The sequence below is a fragment of the Deltaproteobacteria bacterium genome (assembly GCA_011773515.1).
Taxonomy (GTDB): Bacteria; Desulfobacterota; Deferrimicrobia; order J040; family J040; genus WVXK01.
In genome coordinates, this window is sequence record WVXK01000065.1 from 58,656 (window position 1) to 80,639 (window position 21,984).

Here is a 21,984-nt window from a genome sequence, read left to right on the forward strand (position 1 = left end):
CGAAACTGGTTTCAGGAGACCCGGGACTGAATTTCTCTGAGCATATGCCACCCTTCAGGAGTTCGGTTCATCTCTCTGGGAGAATGTAATATACTGGATCAAAATTACTCTGGGAGGAGGGAATGGACGGGAAAGCTTACCGGGAGTTGAAAGAGAAGGCGATCGATTCCGGCGCCGCCGCCTTCGGGGCATGCCCGGTTTCCGACCTGGGCGAAAACAGGGAGGACATAGAGAGGATTTTCCCCGGGGCGGTGTCGGTGCTGGTAGTCGCGGCACCCCACTCGCGAAGCGCCATCGCCTCGGAAGACCTGCAGGTTGCCCAATTCGACACCATCCATACCTACGGAGAGGTGGGCCGGATCGCCCACGGGCTGGCCCGGCGGGCAGAATCGATGGGGTATCGAGCCGTTGCCGTCCCGGCCTTCATCCCGATCGACATGTCGCCCCCAAAATCGGGCATGGTCGGGGCAGTCGACTGGCGGGCGGCGGGAGTCTGCTCGGGAATCGGCTCACTGGGCGAATCGGGCCTGCTCGTAACGGAGACCTTTGGGCCGGCTGTCAGAATCTGCGGGGTGGTGACCGATGCTGCCCTGCCCTCGGAGGGCCCGCTTGCCGAGGGGCTGTGTTTGGATTGCATGAGGTGCGTCGATTCCTGCCCGGCAGGGGCCCTGATGGGGAAAGGCGAGGTTGACAGGAAAAAGTGCGGGGCCACCATATTTTCGGGAGGATACCGCGCATGGAGAAAATTCCTTTACGATCTTCTCGAGGGGTCGCAGGAAAAGAGGAGGGAGCTTCTGGGCAGCCAGATGAGCCTGGACCTCTGGCAGAACTTCATGTCGGGAAACTACTACTACTGCTTTGCCTGCCAGGCAGTCTGCCCCGTGGGCAGTGACGGGGGAAAGAGGCCCTGACGGCCGGACATAAGGGCAGCGGGTAAGGATTCTGATTTTTGCATGCGCAATGAGAGCAGGCACCCTTTGAGTCCGGGACCGGGGCGATAAAAGAAAGACGCCGTATTCTGGTCTTGAACGTATTTTTCCCGAAAGGCGGAGCCTGAAACCTGATACGACCGGTGTGGTATCGCTGAAGGTTGAACCTTGATACTGCAAAAATTCAATGACTTACAGCGGTGGAGGGAGGATCTATGGATGCCTTTGAGCCGAAAGACCCGGATTTTGAAAAACGAGTAACCAGAAGTTTCAACCGCCAGAAGTTCATGAATCTGATCGAGGCCAGGCTCGCAAGGGTCGAGCCCGGATTCTGTGAGATCCACCTGCCCTTCAGGGAGGATCTCACCCAGCATCACGGGTATTTTCACGCAGGCGTGATCGGCACCATCGCCGACAACGCGGGAGGCTTTGCCGCCCTTACCCTTATGCCCCCGGGCGCTTCGGTGCTCACCGTGGAGTACAAACTGAATCTCCTCGCTCCCGGGGACGGCGATCTCCTCGTTGCCCGCGGGCAGGTGACGAGGGCCGGGAGGACGCTCACGGTGTGCATGACCGAGGTATACGCTGAGAAAAGCGGTGCGAAAAAGCTCTGCGCCACGTCGCTGATGACGCTCATAGCGGCCCTTGGCAGGGACGAGGTGGGTTGAGATACCCCGGGAAGCGCCGGTATCGGCGAGGAAGGACACAGGGGGGGCTCTCCATGAACAGGGGTGCTAAAATTCATCAAGATATCTTTACACAAATGAAATTTTCGTATATAAGTAAAATTCCTGACCCATCAATTCTTGATGTTTCAGCGTCGGGTTGTGCAGTCTCCTGCACATGCTCAGAGGTTTTTTTTGACTGTTAGCCGGGTTGGCTATCACAATTAGATAACGACAACTAAGGAGGGTAGTTATGGGAAATTTAAGACGTCCGAATGCAAACACGGCGACGGGTACCTTCAACCGGTCGCGTGGTGTAGTTCCCATGTCGGGTATTTGCACCGACTGTCTCGACGGGTGCAAGGGCGGATGTGAGGTATGGTTATCATCATTCAGGGGGCGGGAGGTTCTCTATCCGGGCCCGTTCGGGAGGATAACGGCGGGTGCCGACAAGGATTATCCCATAGACTATTCCCACATCAATATCCACGGGTATGCAGTGGGGGCAAAGGGCCTCCCTGATGACATGGAGCCGGGGCCCGATACGGCGGTATTTTCAAACGTCAACGTGGAGACCGAATACGGCTGGGAGAAAAAGGTCAAGATGAGCGTCCCCGTATTTACCGGGGCCCTCGGTTCAACGGACATAGCCAGGGTCAACTGGGAGCACTTTGCCGTGGGGGCTGCTATCTCCGGGATTACGCTGGTGTGCGGCGAAAACGTGTGCGGTATCGATCCGAGGCTGGAGATAAACGGCGCCGGGAAGGTCACAAAATCGCCCGAGATGGACCGGAGGATCGAGACCTACAACCGGTATCACGAGGGGTACGGGGAGATCCTCATACAGCTGAACGTTGAAGATACCCGGCTCGGTGTTGCTGAATATGTTCACGAAAAGCACGGCCTTGAAACGATAGAGCTCAAGTGGGGTCAGGGGGCAAAGTGCATCGGCGGGGAGATAAAGGTGCGGGAGCTGGCAAGGGCGCTGGAGCTGAAAAGGAGGGGTTACGTTGTCCTCCCCGACCCGGAGGAGCACGCCGTACAGGAGGCTTACAGAGACAGGGGCTTGAGGGAGTTCGAGAGGCATTCCCGGCTCGGCTTTGTGACGAAGGAGGCCTTCATGGCCGAGGTGGAGCGGCTCCGGGGGATCGGTTTCAGCAGAATAACCCTGAAAACCGGTGCATATTCGGCTGCAGAGCTCGCCATGGCACTGCGGTACGGTGCCGAGGCGGAAATCGACCTGATCACCATAGACGGCGCCCCCGGCGGCACGGGAATGAGCCCCTGGCCGATGATGAACGAGTGGGGAATTCCCACGTTCTACATCCAGAGCCTTACGTACGAATTCTGCGAGAAACTGAGAGAGAAAGGTTTCCGTGTCCCCGACATTGCCATCGCGGGGGGCTTTTCCTCCGAGGACGGGGTATTCAAGGCAATAGCCATGGGAAGCCCTTACGTCAAGGCAGTCTGCATGGGCAGAGCCCTCATGATACCGGGCATGCTCGGAAAGAACATCGAGCACTGGCTGCAGACGGAAGACCTTCCGAAGACCATCTCCAAATATGGTACCAGGGTAGAAGAGATCTTCCTCAACTACGACGAATTGAAAGAGAAATACGGCAAGGAGATGGAGAACATACCCCTGGGCGCCGTGGCGCTCTTCACCTTCAGCAGAAAGATGGCGATCGGCCTGCAGCAGTTAATGGCAGGGAGCAGGAATTTCAGGCTCTCCACCATCTCGCGCAGCGACCTGATGGCCCTGACGGAGGATGCGGCAAAGGTCTCCGGCATCCCCTACGTCATGGATTCCTACAGGGAGGAGGCGGAAAGGATCCTTGACGAGTAGATGATTTTCGCGTGTAAGCGGGGTTCATGCAGGGCAGACCTGACGGTTGCCCCGATTGGCCCCGCTTTTTCTTCTCCCTGCTATTTCTGTCGATAAACCCTTCTTTTAAATCAGGCCCGTCGATATCGGCGTTTTGTCTCCCCTTTCGCCTTACCTGCGTCTTTTTTGACCGCACGATGACGCGAAGCAAACGAAAAGAAGTATTTCTCAAAGGTCGTGGGGAGTCAAAAAAGTGAAACCGCGAGTCACCGTCAGTCATCTTATCATTAACGGTAAAATTTATTAATAGCATAAAAATGCAGCAAACTTTAATCCCTTGAGTATACTGCAAGGGCTTTATATATAAGGAGATTATGCCATGACTATCGCAAAGGAGCTTGCCGAATTTATCGCAGGCAGATCTTTTGACGACATATCGGGCAGAGCAAAGAAAGAGCTCAAGATTCGCGTTCTCGATTCCCTCGCCTGTGCCCTGGGAGCGCTGAGCGGAGAGCCTGTTGAGATAATCCTTCGATACATCGATGAAATGGGCGGAGCCGGGCACTGCTCCCTCATCGGTGGAGGGAGGACTTCTCCGGACAGGGCTGCCCTTTACAACGGGGCCCTGGTTCGCTACCTGGACTTCAACGACAGTTATCTGGCAAAGGGAGAAACCTGTCATCCCAGCGATAACCTGGGTGCAGTGCTTGCCGCGTCGGAATTTTCCGGAGGAAGTGGGAGAGACTTTCTTACGGCGCTGGCAGTTGCATACCAGGTTCACATCCGCCTCTCCGACGAGGCACCTGTTCGGCACAGGGGGTTTGACCACACGACACAGGGGTCCTATGCGGTGGCTGCAGGTGTGTCGAAGGCCCTGTCCCTGGATCGGGAAAAGACGGCGAACGCGGTTGCCATAAGCGGTACAGCTTTCAACGCCCTCAGGGTGACCCGGACCGGCCGCATTTCCCACTGGAAGGGTCTGGCGTATCCGAACACGGCTTTCTGCGGGACCCATGCAGCCTATCTTGCCCGGGGTGGCATAACGGGCCCATCGGAAGTTTTCGAGGGGAACAAGGGGTTCTTCGACTCCATAGCAGGGAAGTTCGCAATAGACTGGTCGAAGGAGGATCTCGAGGGTGTTACCCGCACGATCATCAAAAAGTACAACGCCGAGATCCACTCCCAGCCTTCGATCGAGGGTATCCTCGAATTGAAAGAGGAGCATGGCTTCTGGCCCGAAGATGTGGAGAGAATAGATATTGAGGTGTTCGACGTCGCCTACAATATCATCGGCGGCGGAGAGGAGGGGGACAAGTGGGTCGTCGAGACGAAGGAGGAGGCCGATCACAGCCTCCAGTACATGGTGGCTGTTGCCATTCTGGATGGGACGGTAATGCCGCAGCAGTACCATCACGAACGCATCGTCCGGGACGACGTTCAGGATCTTCTCCGCAAGATTCGCGTCAGGCCAAGGGAGGAGTTTTCGGCCCGTTTTCCCGCCGAGATGCCGACCCGCCTGAATGTTTTCCTCAACGACGGCAGGGTCCTCGAGAAGGAAAAGCTCGACTACGAGGGCTTCGTCACACGCCCCCTGTCGTGGAAAAAGGTTGAGAAGAAATTCGATCTTCTCGCTTCCCCCTACATCCCGTCGAAGCAACGAAAAGAGATAATCGACATCACGGCTGACCTGGAGCGGTATCAGGTTGCCGACTTAACCGGGGTGCTCGAAAGCATCCACTTCGATGAAAGGAGGTTGAGTCATGGGTAAAGGCAAAAAGATACAGAGAAAGGGAACGAGGGCATTCGATTTTGTCAGGATAAACGAGAGAGAGTCCAAACCGCGAAAAAGGGGCATCACGGAGATCCGGGGGCCCTACTACACGCCCATGGGGAAACGGTACCTCGAGGACATTCTCGAAACTATGGGAGACTATATCGATTCTCTGAAGTTTGCAGGCGGTTCCTTCGCACTGATGGACCGGGATGTGCTGAAGGAGATCATAGGCCTCGCCCACAAGCATGACGTGCTCGTTTCGACGGGCGGGTTTATCGAGTACATACTGGCACAGAACCCTCACTCCGTGGACGATTACATCAAGGAGTGCCGGGATGTAGGATTTGATATCATCGAGCTGTCCTGCGGCTTCATCTCGCTGCCGACGGACGACTGGCTGCACCTGGTGCAGAAGGTTCAACGGTCGGGCTTGAAGGCCAAGCCCGAGGTTGGTATCCAGTTCGGCGCGGGAGGCGCAAGCGGAGCGGATGAGCTCGAGGCCGAGGGGACGCGGGACACCGATTGGGTAATCATGCAGGCGAAGAAATTTCTCGATGCGGGCGCTTATATGGTGATGATAGAGTCAGAGGGGATTACCGAGGACGTCCGGGTGTGGAGGACGGATGTGGTATCGAAGATCATCAGAGAACTGGGGCTTGAAAAGGTCATGTTCGAGGCGGCCGATCCCGAAGTCTTCGGCTGGTACGTGAAAAATTACGGGGCGGAAGTGAATCTCTTCGTCGATCACAGCCATATTGTCCACCTCGAGACTCTCCGCAGGGGTATCTGGGGTACCAAGAGTCTCTGGGGCAGGGTGGTCACGTTCAAGGAGGAGAAAAAGGAGGCTCCATTCAAAGTTCAGCGAATGGCGAAATGAATGGCCACGCCCGGGGGAATCGGCCCCGGGTAGTTATTATCGGTGCAGGCTTCGGCGGCCTTTGGGCCGCCCGGGGCCTGGCCGGCAAGCCTGTTTCTGTCACTGTTCTCGATCGGAACAATTATCACACCTTTCTCCCGCTTCTCTACCAGGTGGCGGCAGCCGAGCTGGAGCCTGAAGAGATAACCTATCCGGTCAGAGGAATGCTCCGTCACATTCCGGGCGTGCGCTTTTCCATGTCGGAAGTCTCGAGGATAGATCTTCCCTCAAAGTCCGTTTATGCCGGTGACCGCATCTTTTCCTACGACTATCTCGTCGTGGCCGGGGGTACCACGTCACACTTTTTCGGTGTTCCGGGCGCGGCGGAGCATACCTTTCCTTTGAAAACAATCGAGGAAGGGATAGTGCTCAGGAACAGGATACTTTCCCGTTTCGAGAAGGCCGCGGGGAGCCGGGACCCCGGTCTGTTGAAAAGGGCGCTCACCTTTGTCATTATCGGGGGGGGAGCCACCGGTGTGGAATATGCGGGTGCTCTGATCGAACTTATCAAAGGCCCTTTCGTCAAAGACTATCCCGAGATAGATTTTCGCCATGTACGGCTCATTCTCCTCGAGGGTACGGGAAGGCTGTTATCCAGTTTGCCGGAGAAGCTGGGCGAATATGCCGGGAGGCGCCTGTCGAAACTGGGGGTCTCGGTCCGCACCGGATTGCAGGTTACGCGAGTGACCAAGGAGGGCGTTCTTTTGCAGGATGGCTCCTCAATCGATTCGGAAACCGTTATCTGGACTGCCGGTATTACCGGTTCCCCCTTCCTCGAGCAGTGGGGGCTCCCGGCGGACGAACATGGTCGTGCAGCAGTGTACCCGACCCTTCAGCTTCCCGGTCACCCGGAGGTCTACGTGGTCGGCGACCTCCTTGAAAAGCCTCATCCCATGCTGGCCCCCGTTGCCATACAGCAGGGAACGGCGGCCGCGGAGAATATCGGGCGTCAGCTGAGGGGCGAGAAACCGGTTCCCTTTTCCTACCGGGACAGGGGAACGATGGTGGTTATCGGAAGGAACGCAGCAGTCGCGCATATCGGAGAGAGGGCATACACCGGATTTTTCGCCTGGATTCTCTGGCTGGTTGTCCACATAATAAAACTCATGGGCTTTAGAAACCGGCTCCTCGTGCTCATAAACTGGGCATGGGATTATTTCTTCTTCGAGCGCGCCGTCAAGATCATCCTGCCCACGACCAGGTTGGGTGGTGCCGAGTGAGGGGTAATTGCAAAGGTGAGATGATATCGAGATGACCGATCAAAACCCTGTTCTACTATCTTCGAAGGAATATCCGTAATAATATGGTACCCATACCGGGTCGATGGGACAAAGGGGTTTTTCACCTCATTATTGATGTAAATCAATCGCTATTTTCCTCTTTACCTGTATAGTGAAACTTGCTCTCAGAAATTCAATCGGCAATCATATCGACAAGGAGGTGGAGAAGATGAAACCGACAGAAGTTTTGAAGGAAGAGCACGACGGCATCAAAATCATGCTCTCGATTTTTGAGGAAATCTGCAAAAAACTCGATGGAAACAACCACGTTGAACCGGCCCACCTACTTGATATCGTTGAGTTTTTCAGAAATTTCGCTGACAGATGCCACCACGGGAAAGAGGAGGACCTGCTCTTTACCGAGCTGGAAAACTACGATCTTGGAGAGTCAAGGGAGCTCGTCGATGAACTGTTGAAAGAGCACGAAGAGGGAAGGGAATACGTGAGAAAGATTGGCGCCGGGGCAGAGGCTTACCGGGGTAAGGAGGGGGATACTCCAACGGCAATCGTCGAGGAGGGGAGGAAGTACATATCCTTTCTCCGGGAACACATCAGGAAAGAGGACGATATCCTCTGGCCCGTTATCGATGCGAAGCTCGGTGAGGAAGCTCAGGCAAAGATGGTCGATGAGTTCGAGAAGTTCGAGATCGAGAAGATCGGGGCCGGCAAGCACGATGAGTACCACGAGCTCATTCACGCCCTGGAAAAGGTCTATCTCGGGCACGCCGGTCACCACCATCACCATCATCATCATGATCACTGACCTGTCGGTTGCGGTGGGGGTATTCCCCATAGTCCCGGGGGAGTGAGCAGTTGACCGGAACCTCGTGGCAAACGCTTGATAAGACACCAAAGGAGGGCAGGAAACGTGAGCCGACGGAAAACCCGTTTTACCAGCGTAGATGACCTGAGAGCGTACACGGAGGAAAAGTTCAATCCAACAGCCCTGTACGAGGACGGGAACGTGAAGGTTATCCTCGCTTTCTTTAAAAAGGGGCAGTTTATCCCCGTTCACAGCCCGGGGGTGGATCTTTTCCTCTTTGTCATCGAGGGGGAGGGAGAGGTGGTGGCGGGAGACGAGAGAAGGCAGGTGAAAAGTGGCGACATCGTCACCGTTTCGCGGGGGGAAAAAAGAGGGGTCAGGGCGAGCTCGGACATGGCTGTCCTCCATGTCGTGACACCGGCACCCACCGAAGAGGATCACCGTGAGGTGCAGGAGGGGCTCAGGAGAGGAAGCTGGATATAATCAATTCATCGCTCGAAATTCCCATCTCCGGGTTTTTAGAAAACAACCGGCGAGAAACCAGAAACGAGAAACGGGAAGCCGGAAACTGTTCTGATGGAACGGTCAGACGGCCTCAGTTTATCGTTGACAAAACTGCCCGGATAGTATATTTATATATCTAAATATACTTAAACATGATCAATGAAAGACATCGTAGCCATATTGAAAGCCCTGTCCGACGAAAACAGGATGAGGATTCTAAAGCTCCTGGAAAATCGCAACCTCTGCGTCTGCGAGCTCGAGGTCCTGCTCAACCTCTCTCAGCCCGCGGTTTCTCACCATCTCAAGGTGCTCTACAACGCAGGTCTCGTTGATTTTGAAAAGGAGGGGCTCTTTGTGAACTACCGGCTCGCCGATGGGGTTGCCCCCGAAGTTGAAAATCTGAGAAAGGTGCTCCTCGAGGCCCTCGCGGGGAAGGAGAAGGTGGTGGAGGACCTCGGTAAGGTAAAGGGCATCGACAGGGAAAAGATCTGCAGCGACAAAAAGTAAAAGGTTTTTTTTCAACATTGTATTTATATATTTACATATATTGTTATGGGGGATTCGAAGGCCGTTTTCCCGGTTGATCCGTCAGGTAAAACGTGCAATGGCCCAGGAGGGCTGGACATGGGGGATATTCTTTTTGCAGGGGTAAGGGCTGTCGAGGATTACGTTGCCACCCACGTGCTGACCTGCCTCGTTCCCGCTTTTCTGCTTGCCGGGGCGATGGTCACCTTTATTGACAGGAATCTCGTGCTCGAGCATCTCGGGCAGCGGGCAAACAGGATAAAATCATATTCCCTGGCTTCGGGAGCGAGTTTTTTGCTCGCCGCATGCTCGTGCACGGTGATACCGGTGGCCGGTGGTCTCTACTTCGCGGGAGCCGGGGTGAGCGCCGCATTCATTTTGCTGTGGGTCGCTCCGTCGGCCAACATTCTGGCCCTGGTCTACACCGGCAGCATTCTGGGTTCCGGCATGATGGCTTCGAGGGTTCTCGCCTCGCTCGTCATGGCCCTCGTTGTGGGAACGGCAATGGGATTTGCCTTCAGAGATAGGTCTCCGGGAGAATCGGGCGATGCCGGCAGGGAGCAGGTCAGGGGAAGTTTGATAGCGGGGCGGGAGTTGATTATCATCGGTCTCATTCTTCTCTCATTGCTTCTGCCGAACTACCTGGTGAGGAACAGACCCTATATCCTCAAAGTGAGCGTCTGGCTCGCATGCACCCTCGCCATGGCGCTCTATGCCTGGAAGAGGATCCCCCGGGAAAGGATCTGGAGCTGGGCGAAAGAGACGTGGTGGTTCGTCCGCATCATATTTCCCCTGCTCCTGGGAGGGGTCTTCCTGGTGGGGGTTATCGGAAAGCTACTCCCCGAGGAGTTGATACGGCAGTGGCTGGGCGGCAACGGAATCCTCGCCTCCTTTTTCGGGACGATGATCGGGGCGGTGACCTACTTTGCCACCATGACCGAGGCGCCGTTTGTGCACACCCTGATGGGGCTGGGCATGGGAAAAGGGCCTGCCCTTGCCCTTCTTCTTACCGGGCCAGGCGTGAGCCTTCCGAACTGGCTCGCCATCGCACGGGTCTTCGGGGTGAAAAAAGCAACCGTCTACGTGCCGGTGATCGTCGTCTCCGGCACGCTGATGGGGTGGTTTTTCGGTAATTTCATTTTTTAGGGAGCTTTTTTCCATTGTGTCTCCAGGAGGTGGATCATGGACGTAACCGTTTTAGGTCCGGGCTGCCCGAAGTGCAGGGTCGTGGAGAAGGCGGTCAGGCAGGCAGTTGAAGAGATGGGACTTGATGCAAATGTATCCAAGGTGGAGGACATACGGGAAATGATGAAGTACCGGGTCGCATTGACCCCGGCGGTGGCGATAGACGGGATGGTGAAAATTGCGGGGAGAATTCCTACCCTGGAGGAGCTCAAGCGGCTGCTCTCGGAAATTGCCGGGTAACGCAGGGAAAAGAGGCATTCCCGTAAAGGTATTGTTGACAAGGAGGCAAAGATCATGTGATGTATCAATATCCGGGCATGCGAGGTTTACGAAAGGAGGGAGGATATGGGGAGTCCCGTGATCGTCGATAAAGATCAGGGTATCGCGGTTGTCACCCTCAACCGGCCCGAGGTGTACAATGCCCTCTCTGCCGATCTCGTCTCCGCTCTTATCGGGGCGCTGCGGGAGGCCGAAAGGGACGATGCGTTGGGAGTAATCATCCTGACGGGAGCGGGGAAAGCGTTCTCTGCCGGGGGAGACCTCGATGAGATCATCGCGCTCGCCGAGGGTGATTCCGGGGAGAGGGAGGCCTACCTGAGCCTTTTCAAGGAGATGATATTGGCGATACGGCTGGTCTCCGTACCGGTTATCGCGGCCGTGAACGGCTATTGCATCGGCGGTGGAAACGAGGTCAACATCGCCTGCGACCTCACCATCGCATCGGAGAGGGCAAAGTTCGGCCAGGCGGGAACGAAGGTGGGATCGGTGCCCCTCATGGGAGGAACGCAGCTCCTGCCCCTCCTCGTGGGGGAGAAAAAATCAAAGGAGATGGTCTATCTGAGCCGCACCTACGACGCCCGCGAGGCGGAGAGGATGGGGCTGGTAAACGCCGTGGTGCCCCACGACCGGCTCATGGAGGAAGCGCGAAGCTGGGCCGGTGAGATACTGACGAAGAGCCCGACCGCGATATCGATCGCCAAGAAGGCGCACCATGAGCTTGCCGATTACCTGGAGCGCTCCATGGAGGAGGGCGTGGACACCCTCACCCGCTTCTGGGGAACGGAAGAGGCCCGGGAGGGATTCCGTGCTTTCAGGGACAAGCGAAAGCCGAACTTCAGGGACTGGGCTGACAAAAAGTAGGCCGCCCAGGTGTTTCGTGTCCCCGCCGACGCCTCATAAAACTTGGATTTTTTCAATTCTTTTCCTGTCAAAATAGCGCTGAACATCTGGTATTCTGTTCCAAGAACCGGCTCAATGGGAGGGATTGCCATGATGACCCTTTTCGATGAGTTTACACTCGGAAACATTACCCTGAGCAACCGCTTCGTTAGGTCCGCCACCTGGGAGGGAATGTGCGACGACAGGGGGGTGCCGACGGAAAAGCTCGCCTCTCTGTACGAGGAACTGGCAAAGGGGGGGGTAGGTCTCATCATCACGGGATACGCCTACGTGAGAGAGGATGGCAAGGGAAACCCTTTCCAGATGGGTCTGTATGATGATGCTCTGGTTCCCCACCTGAAAGAACTGGTTAGCCGGGTGCACGCTCTCGGAGGGAAAATTGTGGCCCAGATCGTTCACGCGGGAGGGCAGGGAAAGGAGTCTGTTTCCGGGATGAGGACGATTGCTCCCTCCGCCATATCCTTTCCCTCCTATCCCGAGGTGCCCGGGGAGATGACCGGTAAAGACATAGAGGACGTCATAGGGGCCTTCGGGGAGGCAGCGGTGCGCTCCGTACGGTGTGGCTTCGACGGGGTTCAGATTCACGGTGCACACGGCTTTCTCATAAGCCAGTTTCTCTCCCCTCTCACCAACAAGAGGAAGGATGAGTTCGGTGGGTCCCTGGAGAACCGCTCCCGGTTTCTCATGGAGGTCTTGCGCAGGGTCAGAGAGGGCGTGGGAAAAGACTTCCCCGTTCTCATCAAGATCAACGCAGACGACTTTTTGACGGGCGGCTTTTCCTTCGGTGACCTCATCAGGCTTGCGAAGATGCTGGAGGATGAAGGCCTGGATGGAATGGAGGTCTCGGGGGGAACGCCTGCATCGGGAGACAGGAACCCTGCCAGGATAGGGATACTCGGCATCGAGGAAGAGGCGTACCACAGGGAGTACGCCTCGATATTGAAGAGCCAGGTACGTTTCCCTATCATCCTCGTCGGGGGCCTTCGCTCCCCGGCCCTTTTGGAGGAAATACTCCTGTCGGGTGACGCCGACCTCTTTTCCCTGTCCCGGCCCTTTATCAGGGAACCGGGGCTCGTCTCGCGGTGGTCTTCGGGTGACCTTACCAAGGCGAAGTGCATTTCCTGTAATGGCTGCTTCCTCCCGGGCATGCAGGAGGGCGGCATCTACTGCATCGTGGAAAAGAGGGAGCGGGAAGCGTAAACTGCCGGCATTTCAGAGTAAAGAGCCCATTGAACAGCAAGAAGGGACAGGCGCAGATCTCACCCGGACAACAAGGAGCCTTCCCCTGTCACAGGATTCCTCCCAGGGAGACGAGGAGGATGACGAGGAGCGCGAAGAGGTTCGTCGCCTGAAACAGCGCGGAAGCGGGAAAATCCCTCTTTTTCCTCCCGAGGATGAAAATGCTTCTCACCATAAAGAGCAGTGCCGCCGCGGTAAGAAGGGCGCCCGTTGCCCGCGATCCCGTTACCTGAAAGAGGGGCAGGGAGAGGGACGTTACCGCTGTTGCCATCAGCCAGATGAAGGTAATGCGGGGCAGCTGCTTCCTGCTGAGCCGATCGGCGGGCGTTTTGAGGCCTGCCCGACGGTAATCGTCGCTGTAGCGTATGGCGAGGAGCCAGAAGTGGGGTACCTGCCAGATGAAGAAAAAGAAGGAGAGGGTGACGATTCTCGGGTCGGCCAGGGTCCCCCCTGCTGCGGCCCATCCGATCGCAGGCGGAATGGAACCCACCAGGGCGCCGGGTATGACGGCGAAGGCGGTGACCCTTTTCAGGTAGGTGTAGACCCCGTTGTACCAGAAGAGGGCGAAGGCTCCCAGGCCGGCCGCTGCGATTCCCCCCGCGGTGAGAAGAATCAGCGTCCCCGAGAGGGCGAGGGCCAGTGCCACGGCGAGGGCGGCTTTGGGCGTGATCTCCCCCGCGGGAATGGGCCTTTGCCTCGTCCGGTCCATCCGGGAGTCGATATCTCTTTCCTGATACTGGTTGAGCGCAGAGGCGCCCATGGCGATGGTGAGGGTGCCGAGGAAAACCCCCGCCAGTGACGGGGAGAGGGACGACTCCCCAGCCTGAAGAACAAATCCCGCAACGGCCGAGAGGGACGCGAGGATCGATATGTTTCCCTTCACCAGGGAGAAGGTTTTCGCCCGTTTCATCCTGTGCGCTCGCTGTTCTTTACTACTTCAGTGTCTTCAGGTACAAAATGATCTCCCCCACCTCACCGTCTGTCAGGAGACCCTCCTGTGACGGCATGACGGGGGGATAGCCCTTGACGATATCGGCGCCGGGATTCAGGATCGCCCTTTTCAGATACTCCTCGTCTGATATGATCTCCCGCTCTTTACCGCCGGTTATCACCACCACCTTCCTGCTGTATATGCCCTTGAAGGTGGGGCCCAGCATCCTGCTCCCGTCGATCGAGTGGCACCCGACGCACCCCTTTTCCGCGACGAGGGACGCCCCCCTCTCCGCGGAGACATCCTCCTGCGGCTCTCTCCCGGTTTCCGCCTTCGCCGCCTTCACGCCCTCTTTGAGCCATCCGCCGAACGTATCCCCGGGCATCACGTTTACCTTCGAAATCATGGCAGAGTGGGCCACGCCGCAATATTCGGCGCAGAAAAGGTCAAAGGTCCCCGGCCTGTCGGCAATGAACCAGAGGTAGGTCTCCTGCCCCGGGACGGTATCCTCCTTGATGCGGAAAACCGGGATGAAAAGGCTGTGGAGCACGTCCGCCGAGGTCATCACGAGCTTCACCGGTTTGCCGAGCGGCACATTGAGCTCACCGCTCTTCTTCCCGTTTTCGTACTCGAAGAGCCAGGACCACTGACGGGCGGTGACCTTGACGATCATGGCGTTTTTCGGCGCGGCCCTCATGTACTTGAACCCGGCGTAGCCGTAGTAGAACATCGCGAGGACCAGGACGGTTGGTATCAGGGTCCAGACCGCTTCGAGGAGAAAATTCCCCTCTATGTCCTCGGGGTGGGGGTTTCTCTCCCTGCTGTACCGGATGACGAAGTAGATCATGGAGGCGGTTACCAGCACGAGAATGAGCAGGGACACCGCGGCGATGAAGAAAAATACCCTGTCCACTGTGCCCGATAGTGTGGGGAAACCGGTTATCATCTTATGTGCTCACCTGTACAGGACGTCGATGAACGTCATCCCGATGAATATTGTCAGCGTTATGATGGCGACGAAGAACATGACCTTGAAAACCATTTTCTCGTACTTCAGGTGCATGAATATGGCGAGAACCAGCAGGGCCTTGATCGACGCTATTACCAGTGCCGTGAGGATGCTCAGGTTTCCCAGGTGCATGAGCGACACCACCACCGTTATCACCGTGAAGAGAAGGAGGGTGATCCAGACGTAAAAGTAGGTGCCGTAGCCGGCAGTGTGTTCTTCCGTATGTTTATCCGCCATCTGAACTCTCCTTGTCAGGTTATCAGGTAAAAGAGCGGGAAGAGGTAGATCCAGATAATGTCGACCAGGTGCCAGTACAGACCCGTGTTCTCGAGTATCACGAAGTCCTCGCCCGTGATTCTCTCCCGGTGCGTCATGTAGACGGTGAAGCCGATCACGGCGAGGCCGATCAGGACGTGGAGCCCGTGAAGCCCCGTCATCGTGTAGTAGAGCCCGAAAAACAGGATTTCACCCTTGCTCCTTTGCAGAATCTGCTCGGATCCGGGGTAGAGGCCGTGGTGGATCTTTGCGCCCCACTCGAAATATTTGTTCACGAGAAAGAGCAATCCCAGCCCGATGGTGGCGAGCTGTAAGATCAGGGAGAGCTTTTTATTGCCCTTCCGGAGTGCCAGGATGGAGAGGGCCATGGTCATGCTGCTCGTGAGAAGGATAACGGTGTTGAAGGCCCCGAGGACGACGTCCAGCTCCGCTGCCCCGGCATGGAATTCCTGGGGATGCTTGTACCGGTAAACGGAATAGAGCAGGAACATCCCCCCGAAGAGGATCAGTTCGGTGAAGAGAAAGAGCCACATGCCGATCTTCGACCCCGTGTAATCTACGTGCTTTTCCATTGCGTGGCCGCTACTTTCCTGCATGTGGCCTTACTCCCTGGTCCTTTTGTAGGGACCCCCCGTTACGTGGGGGATCTCATCGAAGTTTTCAAGGGGAGGAGGGGATGGCGTGTGCCACTCCAGCGTTGTCCCTCCCCAGGGGTTGCTGCCCGCTTTCTGTCCCCTGGAGAGGGACAGGATCAGGTTTGTGAACATGAGTATGAGCCCGATTGCAAGGATCCAGGATCCGATGGTGGATGTCAGGTTGAGTCCGTGGAATTTCGGCGGGTAGTCGTAGTACCTTCTCGGCATGCCCAGGTACCCGATGATGAACATGGGAAAGTAGAGCAGGTTGAAGCCGGTGAAGACAAACAGCCAGGCGATCTTCGCCTTTCTCTCGTCGTACATCTTCCCCGACATCTTCGGGAGCCAGTAGTGGAGCCCCCCGAAGAAGGCGAAGGCCGTGCCGCCGAACATGACGTAGTGGAAATGGGCCACGATGAAGTAGGTGTCGTGAATGTGCAGGTTCAGCGCCAGTGCGCTGTTCATCAGCCCGGTGAATCCGCCGATGGAAAAGAGGAAGATGAAAGCGAGGATGTAGAGCAGGGGGGTCTCGGTTTTCACGGAGCCCTTGTAGAACGTGGCCACCCAGTTGAAGACCTTTATCCCGCTGGGGACTGCCACGATAAAGGTGAGAAGCGAGAAAACCACCCTTGCGAAATCGCTCATCCCGCTCGTGAACATGTGGTGTGCCCAGACCAGCGAACCCACGGAGGCGATGGCCACGCTCGAAAAGGCGATGGCTTTGTAGCCGAATATGGTCCTTCTCGCAAAAGTGGGAATTATCTCGGATACCACCCCCATGGCCGGGAGTATCATGACATACACTGCCGGGTGGGAATAAATCCAGAACAGGTGCTGGTAGAGTATGGGATCCCCCCCCTTTGCCGGGTCGAAGACCCCGATCCCGAAGAACCGCTCTATGATCACGAGGAGAAGGGTGATGCCGATGACCGGCGTTGCCAGGATCTGCACCCAGCCCGTTGCGTAGAGGGACCAGGGAAAGAGGGGCATCCGCATCCATCCCATTCCCGGTGCCCTGAGCCTGTGCATCGTGGTCACGAAGTTCAAGCCCGTCAGGATCGATGAGAAACCGATGACGAAGGCGGCGAATACGGCGAGGGGGACGTTGGTGCCTGTCTCGATGCTGTAGGGGGCATAAAAGGTCCACCCCGTGTCGGGAGGGCCGCCCCCGGTGAAGAGGGAGAGGACGGCCAAAAGAGCACCTGCCATGTAGAGATACCACGACAGGAGGTTCAAACGCGGAAAGGCCACGTCTTTGGCCCCTATCTGGAGGGGGAGAAAGAAATTACCCAGAGCTGCCGGGATCCCGGGGATGATGAAGAGAAAGATCATGATCACGCCGTGGAGGGTGAATATGGAGTTGTACGTCTGAGGGCTCATGATCGTTCTGCCGGGAGAGACGAGCTCGAAGCGCATGGTCAGGCCAAGGCTCATGCCCACGAGGAAAAAAGAAAAGAGGGAGACCAGGTAGAGAATGCCGATTCTCTTGTGATCCGTCGAAAGCATCCAGGAGAGGATACCCTTGTATTTCCCCCGGTAGTCGAGGTAACTCTCTTGGTGCCCCGTGCCGGCGACTTCGCTCCCTGACAATGTAATCACCTCGTCCTGTTGCGGTATTTTTTGCCCGTCACCACGAGAAAAGTGACGAAAGAGGCGGCGCACAGGATCGTCACGATGCCCACCACCTTCAGGATATCGAGAACGTATTTTTTGCCCGCGGGATCGTAGCTGAAGCAGTAGAGCATTGCTCTTTTGACGATGGAGCCGATCCTCCCCTCGGATGCTTCCAAAACGGCCATGTTCAGGTCAAAGGGAAGAAACGTGGTGCCGCTCAGGTATCGTATGACCCTTCCTTCTTTCGAGAGGACGACAAGCGTCACGGGGTGGGTAAACATCCCGTTTTCCTCTCTCTTGAAGGAAAAACCGACGGAATCGGTCAATGTCTCTATGGTTTCCCCCTTCCCCGTGAGAAACGGCCACTCGTCTTCAGGAAAGGGTTTGCCGATGGACTGGAGGTACCCTTTCTTTCTCTCCGCAGCCACGGCAGGCGTGTCATGTTCGTCAAAGCTCACCGTTATCACGTTGAAGTCTTCTCCCGGTTTCAGGTCCGTTTCCCCGAGCAGTTCCGCCAGTCCGAAGAGCAGCATCGGACATGCGTGTTTGCAGCTCAGGTAGACCAGGGAAATCACCGTGGGCCTGTCGACCATGTCCCGCAGGACGACTTCGTTTCCCCTGTCGTCGGTAAAGGTCAGGCCAAGGGGCACGTAGTTCCCCAGCCTCTGGAATACCGCCACCTTTCCCGCGGACACCTCCCCCGGCGGGCTCTTTTCCGCCAACAGGCCGTGGCGCCCGGGGCCGAATAGAAGCAGGATCGTAACGAGTAGGATTATTTTCTTCTGCCGGTTCACGGTGTCCATTGTACTATCTGGTTGTGGAAAAAAAAGGTGTTTTTAAACGCCCGGCGCACTCCCGGAGGGTTTCTTGCCGGTTCTTAACATGGTTTGGCTGCCCTCCGGGCAAACCGGTTTTCCTGCCGGGGAAGATCCCCCGCTCTCTATCTGCGCCTGACTAATAATGTACCACAGTTGCTGTCGGGCGCGACGTGTGATCATTCCCCCCCCCCCGTAATTTTATCCGTGCTTCTTGTCTCTGCAAGGGAGCGGAAAAAATGATGAATCCGGGAAAAATTCTCATATATCTCATAAAGGAAGGAAAGATGAAGGAATGTTGAGCAGGTTCCCCGGGGGCGGCCAGAAAAAATTTACCCCACCGGGTTCGATAACGACCACCGGAGAGAGACGGTGAAGGAGAAAAAGGTTTACGGCGGGAGGGGGAACATCCCGCCGGCAAGCAATCCGGAGAAGGCCGACAGGGTGAGGGGGGCGCTCGTCCTGGTATCTGCGCTGATCGTTGCCTTCGGCGTTGGATTTTCTGGCCTGGAAACCGTTACCGAAGGACGCGTGATAGACAGGCAGCCATTCACGAAAATGGTTTACTCCGACACCGGGTCGCCGCAGGCAGAGGTTTTAGAGATTGTCAGCGAGGCGGTCAGGGAGGTTACCGCGTACAACGTCGGCGTGGTGGCCCAGACCGATGATCGCCCCTGCATCGGTGCCACGGGCGACGACCTCTGCGAGATGATTTTTTCGGGAGATCGGATCTGCGCTTCCAATGGCTTCCCCCTGGGCACGAGGCTCCTCATCGAAAATTACGGCGAGTGCCGGGTCCTCGACAGGATGAACAGGCGCTACCGGAACAGGGTTGACATTGCGATGGGCCCTGACGAGGTGCAAAGGGCCATCGATTTCGGGATACAACGTTTGCGGATCGCTGTCCTCGAAGAGGTTGAGTGAGCCGACGGGAATCCTTCCACGAGGATCCTAAAAACCCCCTGCCGCTTCAGAGAACCGAATTCCCCCCCGGTTAAAGGAATGGGATGATTATGCCGATGTAAACTGCAGGAAGCAGAGGGTAGAGGTTTCGAATATGGACTATACCTACTGTCACCATTGCGGTAGCAGGCTGTTGGCCGGCGCCATGAGGTGCATCTCCTGCGGGAAGATACTGAAGACGCCCGAGGAGCAGATCGATTCAGTGGATGCGGTCAAGGCAAGGCAGAAAAAACTCGATCTGTGGCCGATAATCAAGGTCGCGCTGCTGTTGATAACAGCTTTTGTCGTATACAACAAGTTTTCAGCCCAGATACTTTCCTACCTCCACCGGCTCATCGGCAGATAGAAGAAAGCAGGAGAGGGCCCGGGAGCATTCCCGGGCCTTTTTTTCGCTACTTGATATCGATCTTGATTCCCTTTTTCTTCTCCTCCTCGGTCTTCGGTATGCGAATCTCCAGTATCCCGTCTTTGAATTTCGCCTTTACCTTTTCTCCCTGCACCTCGACCGGAAGGCGGAAGGTTCTGGAGAAGGAGCCGTAGGAGACCTCGACGCGGTAGTAGTTTTCCCGATCTACCTTTTCCTCTCTCTTTTTCTGGCCGGAGATGGTAATGAGATCGTCTTTCAAGGTAACGGAGATGTCGTCCTTCGTCATGCCCGGCAGCTCTGTCTTCAACACTACATCGTCGCCCTGTTCGAATATGTCTACGGAAGGCTTGATTTCTTCCGCCTCGAAAACAGCGCGCCTCGGCCACCATGACGGCCCGAAGAGGGGAAAGGTCTTGCTCATCGTATCCTCGAACCACCTTTCCATCTCTTCACGGGGTGATGATTCCTTCAACGAGACTTCCTTTGCAACCTTCCTTTCCATAAGTCACCTCCTGTTCACCCGAAGGCTTTCTTACAATCAGGGTTTCATGGGGTTTCGAGTTCCTTTATCACCTTGTTTCACGATTGTTTTTCGATATAAAGGTCGCTTATCCGATTAAAAAATTCCTGCCTTGCGGTCCGTTGCGAAAACGCTTTCTTCTATAGAATAGTAATCTCCCCTATAGTATTTATTATAAACCTATTTTTTCCGATTCTTCCCTCTTTTGTAGCCCGTGATTTTTTTCAGGGCCGCCGGGTTCCTGTTATGGAAAGCGGGTCAGGGAATAATCTTGCTGAGCTCATTTGAGAACGCGCTTTCCACCCCGAGGGAGTCGTATGCCGTTACGGCAAAGTACCAGGTGCCGGGAGGCAGGTTTTGCAGGGAATAGCGTGTGACGTTCTTTACGTCTATGCTCTGCGTGTAGGTGAAGGGAGAGGTGCCGTAGTATATCTTGAAACCGGCGAGGTCGCTGAGGGGGGAGCCATCCTGCCTCGTTGCCGGCGCAGACCAGTAAAGGGTGGTTGTGCTCAGATGGGTGCCGGCAGGGGGCGTGGTGAGGCTCATGATACTCCCAAGCCTGGTCTGCGAGCCGCTCGAGGCGGCGAACCGGTAATAGTATGTGCTGTTGGGGCTCAAATCATTGAGTTGCGTAACGACGGTTGTGCCTTCTGCCCCCTCGTCAAAAAACTGAACGGGAGTTTTGTTGACCGTCGAGAAGTCCGCCGCCCCGCTCCACTCGAACCATGCGCTGCTCGCCCGGCCGCCTGCATCGAGCAGGCCCCCGATAGTTGCGCTGCCCGTCGTTACGTCCGATGGCGGTTGCGTGGTAACGATGAACGGCGGGATGATGAAACTCATTACCGGCCCCTGCGATGCGCCCGCGCTGTTTGATGCCGCCACCCTTAAGTAGTACCGGACGCCCGGGTCGAGGTCCTGCAGAGTATGGGTGATCTCCTGGCTCGTCGTGCCTGAGCCAACGGACAGGGCCGCGGTGGTGGTGAAACTCGCCAGGGCGGGGTCCTGCCCCCACTCGAACCAGGCCTCGGAGGGGAGCCCGTTCGGATTCACATTGCCGATCAGCGCTGCGCTGCTGCCCGTTGCGGGCTCACCCAGCGAATAGGTAACGCTCGGAGGAATCCCGGGGGTGGTGAAACTCAGTACCGCCCCCCGAGCATCGCCGGTTCCGTTTGATGCGGCGACGCGGAAGTAGTATGTGGACATGGGATTGAGGCCCGTGACAGATTGGGTGACGGGTGTTTCCGCCGCATCTTTTCCCGCTGGCTGCGTGCCTGTTCTGACAAAGCTGCCCAGGTCGGGGTCCGTTCCCCACTCGAACCAGGTATCCGTTTCGAGACCGTTCGGGTTCACGGTACCGCCCAGCGCGGCACCGGTTGCCGTAATCTCCGATGCGCCAATCGTAGAGGCCTTTGGCATGGTAAATTCGCCGGCGAACCGCTCGATCAGGGCCAGCGAGGCGCTGACGATGTCAGACACACCCCCCACATCGTAGGCAGCCGTTTGTCCGTCCGGCTCGAAACCCATTTTTGCGGCAACACCGCGTATGATATCGTCCGGGTTCTGTTCAGGCGTGAGTCCGAAACGCTCTTTCATGAGCGACTCGTCGGCCCCGAGACGGAAATACTCGTAGAGATATCCGTTCGCGATCAAAAGCTCATTTGTCTTCCGTCGCTTTCCCCCTTCCGGGAGGGCATCGAGAAAGCCGACGAGGGCAAAGAAATCATCTTCCGTTCCATATCCGGTGGGAGCCTCCCCGAGTGCGGCCGCACCGAGGGCATCGTGCAGGGAAGCGAACCAGGTGGGGGAATACGCGGCGCCGACAAATGTTTCGGCAAGCAAAAGGGCCTGATTCTCGGCGTTGGACCACACCCGTTCTACCGTCGTCGCGTGCAGACCGTTGAGCTCCGCAATACGGGTCGCCACCGATATCTGGGCACGGTTTACGTCTTCCTGCAGGAGGTCCCCGATGATGCTCCTTTCGTAGATATCGCTCGTCGCGTGGATGAGCTGAGGGGCGACGATGGTGAAATAGAGGGAGCTTTCCCACTTTTTCCGGCACGCCGGGTCCTC

23 protein-coding genes are annotated in these 21,984 nt (G+C 56.5%); 15 read left to right on the plus strand and 8 right to left on the minus strand.

Annotation, left to right across the window (positions count from 1 at the left end; translation table 11 throughout):
- Window positions 1-122 precede the first annotated feature (122 nt).
- The 13 genes from GTN70_08245 (at window position 123) to GTN70_08305 (ending at window position 12,745) form a co-directional block, all read left to right on the plus strand.
- Window positions 123-911 (plus strand): hypothetical protein, encoded by a 789-nt coding sequence (locus GTN70_08245; GenBank protein ID NIO16975.1) that lies wholly within the window; start codon window positions 123-125, stop codon window positions 909-911.
- A 233-nt stretch (window positions 912-1,144) separates the two neighbouring features.
- On the plus strand, window positions 1,145-1,597 hold the full coding sequence (locus GTN70_08250; protein ID NIO16976.1) for a hotdog fold thioesterase: 453 nt from the start codon (window positions 1,145-1,147) through the stop codon (window positions 1,595-1,597).
- 250 nt (window positions 1,598-1,847) lie between these two features.
- Complete coding sequence (locus GTN70_08255; GenBank protein ID NIO16977.1) at window positions 1,848-3,440, plus strand: FMN-binding glutamate synthase family protein; 1,593 nt, start codon at window positions 1,848-1,850, stop codon at window positions 3,438-3,440.
- A gap of 358 nt (window positions 3,441-3,798) precedes the next feature.
- Complete coding sequence (locus GTN70_08260; GenBank protein ID NIO16978.1) at window positions 3,799-5,187, plus strand: MmgE/PrpD family protein; 1,389 nt, start codon at window positions 3,799-3,801, stop codon at window positions 5,185-5,187.
- Window positions 5,180-6,070 carry a phosphosulfolactate synthase gene (locus GTN70_08265; protein ID NIO16979.1) on the plus strand — a complete coding sequence of 297 codons (891 nt, stop codon included), beginning with the start codon at window positions 5,180-5,182 and terminating at the stop codon, window positions 6,068-6,070. Before GTN70_08260 ends, GTN70_08265 begins: the two co-directional genes overlap by 8 nt.
- The gene (locus GTN70_08270; GenBank protein NIO16980.1) at window positions 6,067-7,329 is read left to right on the plus strand and encodes an FAD-dependent oxidoreductase; all 1,263 of its coding nucleotides are present in this window, start codon (window positions 6,067-6,069) and stop codon (window positions 7,327-7,329) included. The genes GTN70_08265 and GTN70_08270 overlap by 4 nt, the downstream gene beginning before the upstream one ends.
- Before the next feature lie 229 nt (window positions 7,330-7,558).
- Window positions 7,559-8,152, plus strand: a complete 594-nt coding sequence (locus tag GTN70_08275; GenBank protein NIO16981.1) for a hypothetical protein — start codon at window positions 7,559-7,561, stop codon at window positions 8,150-8,152.
- Window positions 8,153-8,257: 105 nt separating this feature from the next.
- The gene (locus tag GTN70_08280) at window positions 8,258-8,635 is read left to right on the plus strand and encodes a cupin domain-containing protein (protein NIO16982.1); all 378 of its coding nucleotides are present in this window, start codon (window positions 8,258-8,260) and stop codon (window positions 8,633-8,635) included.
- A 180-nt stretch (window positions 8,636-8,815) separates the two neighbouring features.
- Entirely contained in the window at window positions 8,816-9,163 is a 348-nt protein-coding gene (locus GTN70_08285; protein ID NIO16983.1) for a metalloregulator ArsR/SmtB family transcription factor, read from the plus strand.
- Between the two features lie 117 nt (window positions 9,164-9,280).
- A complete protein-coding gene (locus GTN70_08290) occupies window positions 9,281-10,327 on the plus strand; it encodes a permease (GenBank protein NIO16984.1) in 1,047 nt (348 codons plus the stop codon).
- Window positions 10,328-10,363: 36 nt separating this feature from the next.
- Window positions 10,364-10,606 (plus strand): thioredoxin family protein, encoded by a 243-nt coding sequence (locus tag GTN70_08295; GenBank protein NIO16985.1) that lies wholly within the window; start codon window positions 10,364-10,366, stop codon window positions 10,604-10,606.
- Between the two features lie 105 nt (window positions 10,607-10,711).
- Window positions 10,712-11,506, plus strand: coding sequence for a 1,4-dihydroxy-2-naphthoyl-CoA synthase (locus tag GTN70_08300; protein ID NIO16986.1), 795 nt, complete (start codon window positions 10,712-10,714; stop codon window positions 11,504-11,506).
- Window positions 11,507-11,635: 129 nt separating this feature from the next.
- Entirely contained in the window at window positions 11,636-12,745 is a 1,110-nt protein-coding gene (locus GTN70_08305; protein NIO16987.1) for an NADH:flavin oxidoreductase, read from the plus strand.
- 88 nt (window positions 12,746-12,833) lie between these two features.
- Here GTN70_08305 and GTN70_08310 read toward each other — a convergent pair whose 3' ends face one another.
- The 6 genes from GTN70_08310 to GTN70_08335 form a co-directional block, all read right to left on the minus strand.
- Complete coding sequence (locus GTN70_08310; GenBank protein NIO16988.1) at window positions 12,834-13,694, minus strand: protoheme IX farnesyltransferase; 861 nt, start codon at window positions 13,692-13,694, stop codon at window positions 12,834-12,836.
- 22 nt (window positions 13,695-13,716) lie between these two features.
- Complete coding sequence (gene coxB / locus GTN70_08315; GenBank protein NIO16989.1) at window positions 13,717-14,661, minus strand: cytochrome c oxidase subunit II; 945 nt, start codon at window positions 14,659-14,661, stop codon at window positions 13,717-13,719.
- A 9-nt stretch (window positions 14,662-14,670) separates the two neighbouring features.
- Complete coding sequence (locus tag GTN70_08320; protein ID NIO16990.1) at window positions 14,671-14,961, minus strand: cytochrome-c oxidase; 291 nt, start codon at window positions 14,959-14,961, stop codon at window positions 14,671-14,673.
- Between the two features lie 14 nt (window positions 14,962-14,975).
- Window positions 14,976-15,572 (minus strand): cytochrome c oxidase subunit 3 family protein, encoded by a 597-nt coding sequence (locus GTN70_08325; GenBank protein ID NIO16991.1) that lies wholly within the window; start codon window positions 15,570-15,572, stop codon window positions 14,976-14,978.
- Between the two features lie 30 nt (window positions 15,573-15,602).
- On the minus strand, window positions 15,603-17,141 hold the full coding sequence (gene ctaD, locus GTN70_08330; protein ID NIO16992.1) for a cytochrome c oxidase subunit I: 1,539 nt from the start codon (window positions 17,139-17,141) through the stop codon (window positions 15,603-15,605).
- A gap of 89 nt (window positions 17,142-17,230) precedes the next feature.
- Window positions 17,231-18,052 (minus strand): SCO family protein, encoded by an 822-nt coding sequence (locus tag GTN70_08335; protein NIO16993.1) that lies wholly within the window; start codon window positions 18,050-18,052, stop codon window positions 17,231-17,233.
- A 384-nt stretch (window positions 18,053-18,436) separates the two neighbouring features.
- Here GTN70_08335 and GTN70_08340 point away from each other — a divergent pair, with 384 nt between their 5' ends.
- Both GTN70_08340 and GTN70_08345 read left to right on the plus strand, forming a co-directional pair.
- Window positions 18,437-18,988 carry a hypothetical protein gene (locus GTN70_08340; GenBank protein ID NIO16994.1) on the plus strand — a complete coding sequence of 184 codons (552 nt, stop codon included), beginning with the start codon at window positions 18,437-18,439 and terminating at the stop codon, window positions 18,986-18,988.
- A gap of 133 nt (window positions 18,989-19,121) precedes the next feature.
- Entirely contained in the window at window positions 19,122-19,373 is a 252-nt protein-coding gene (locus GTN70_08345) for a hypothetical protein (GenBank protein NIO16995.1), read from the plus strand.
- 46 nt (window positions 19,374-19,419) lie between these two features.
- On the opposite strand, the gene GTN70_08350 is transcribed toward GTN70_08345, so the two are convergent.
- Window positions 19,420-19,896: an Hsp20 family protein gene (locus tag GTN70_08350; protein ID NIO16996.1), complete on the minus strand. Its 477-nt coding sequence runs from the start codon at window positions 19,894-19,896 to the stop codon at window positions 19,420-19,422.
- A gap of 276 nt (window positions 19,897-20,172) precedes the next feature.
- A partial coding sequence (locus GTN70_08355; protein ID NIO16997.1) for a hypothetical protein occupies window positions 20,173-21,984 on the minus strand: 1,812 nt, incomplete at its 5' end.

Excerpts from the sequence above, each read along its gene's own strand:
- GTN70_08245 (NIO16975.1), top strand. The coding sequence starts at position 123 with ATGGACGGGAAAGCTTACCGGGAGTTGAAAGAGAAGGCGATCGATTCC.
- GTN70_08250 (NIO16976.1), top strand. The coding sequence starts at position 1,145 with ATGGATGCCTTTGAGCCGAAAGACCCGGATTTTGAAAAACGAGTAACC.
- GTN70_08255 (NIO16977.1), top strand. The coding sequence starts at position 1,848 with ATGGGAAATTTAAGACGTCCGAATGCAAACACGGCGACGGGTACCTTC.
- GTN70_08260 (NIO16978.1), top strand. The coding sequence starts at position 3,799 with ATGACTATCGCAAAGGAGCTTGCCGAATTTATCGCAGGCAGATCTTTT.
- GTN70_08265 (NIO16979.1), top strand. The coding sequence starts at position 5,180 with ATGGGTAAAGGCAAAAAGATACAGAGAAAGGGAACGAGGGCATTCGAT.
- GTN70_08270 (NIO16980.1), top strand. The coding sequence starts at position 6,067 with ATGAATGGCCACGCCCGGGGGAATCGGCCCCGGGTAGTTATTATCGGT.
- GTN70_08275 (NIO16981.1), top strand. The coding sequence starts at position 7,559 with ATGAAACCGACAGAAGTTTTGAAGGAAGAGCACGACGGCATCAAAATC.
- GTN70_08285 (NIO16983.1), top strand. The coding sequence starts at position 8,816 with ATGAAAGACATCGTAGCCATATTGAAAGCCCTGTCCGACGAAAACAGG.
- GTN70_08290 (NIO16984.1), top strand. The coding sequence starts at position 9,281 with ATGGGGGATATTCTTTTTGCAGGGGTAAGGGCTGTCGAGGATTACGTT.
- GTN70_08295 (NIO16985.1), top strand. The coding sequence starts at position 10,364 with ATGGACGTAACCGTTTTAGGTCCGGGCTGCCCGAAGTGCAGGGTCGTG.
- GTN70_08300 (NIO16986.1), top strand. The coding sequence starts at position 10,712 with ATGGGGAGTCCCGTGATCGTCGATAAAGATCAGGGTATCGCGGTTGTC.
- GTN70_08305 (NIO16987.1), top strand. The coding sequence starts at position 11,636 with ATGATGACCCTTTTCGATGAGTTTACACTCGGAAACATTACCCTGAGC.
- GTN70_08310 (NIO16988.1), bottom strand. The coding sequence starts at position 13,694 with ATGAAACGGGCGAAAACCTTCTCCCTGGTGAAGGGAAACATATCGATC.
- coxB (NIO16989.1), bottom strand. The coding sequence starts at position 14,661 with ATGATAACCGGTTTCCCCACACTATCGGGCACAGTGGACAGGGTATTT.
- GTN70_08320 (NIO16990.1), bottom strand. The coding sequence starts at position 14,961 with ATGGCGGATAAACATACGGAAGAACACACTGCCGGCTACGGCACCTAC.
- GTN70_08325 (NIO16991.1), bottom strand. The coding sequence starts at position 15,572 with ATGGAAAAGCACGTAGATTACACGGGGTCGAAGATCGGCATGTGGCTC.
- ctaD (NIO16992.1), bottom strand. The coding sequence starts at position 17,141 with ATGCTTTCGACGGATCACAAGAGAATCGGCATTCTCTACCTGGTCTCC.
- GTN70_08335 (NIO16993.1), bottom strand. The coding sequence starts at position 18,052 with ATGGACACCGTGAACCGGCAGAAGAAAATAATCCTACTCGTTACGATC.
- GTN70_08345 (NIO16995.1), top strand. The coding sequence starts at position 19,122 with ATGGACTATACCTACTGTCACCATTGCGGTAGCAGGCTGTTGGCCGGC.
- GTN70_08350 (NIO16996.1), bottom strand. The coding sequence starts at position 19,896 with ATGGAAAGGAAGGTTGCAAAGGAAGTCTCGTTGAAGGAATCATCACCC.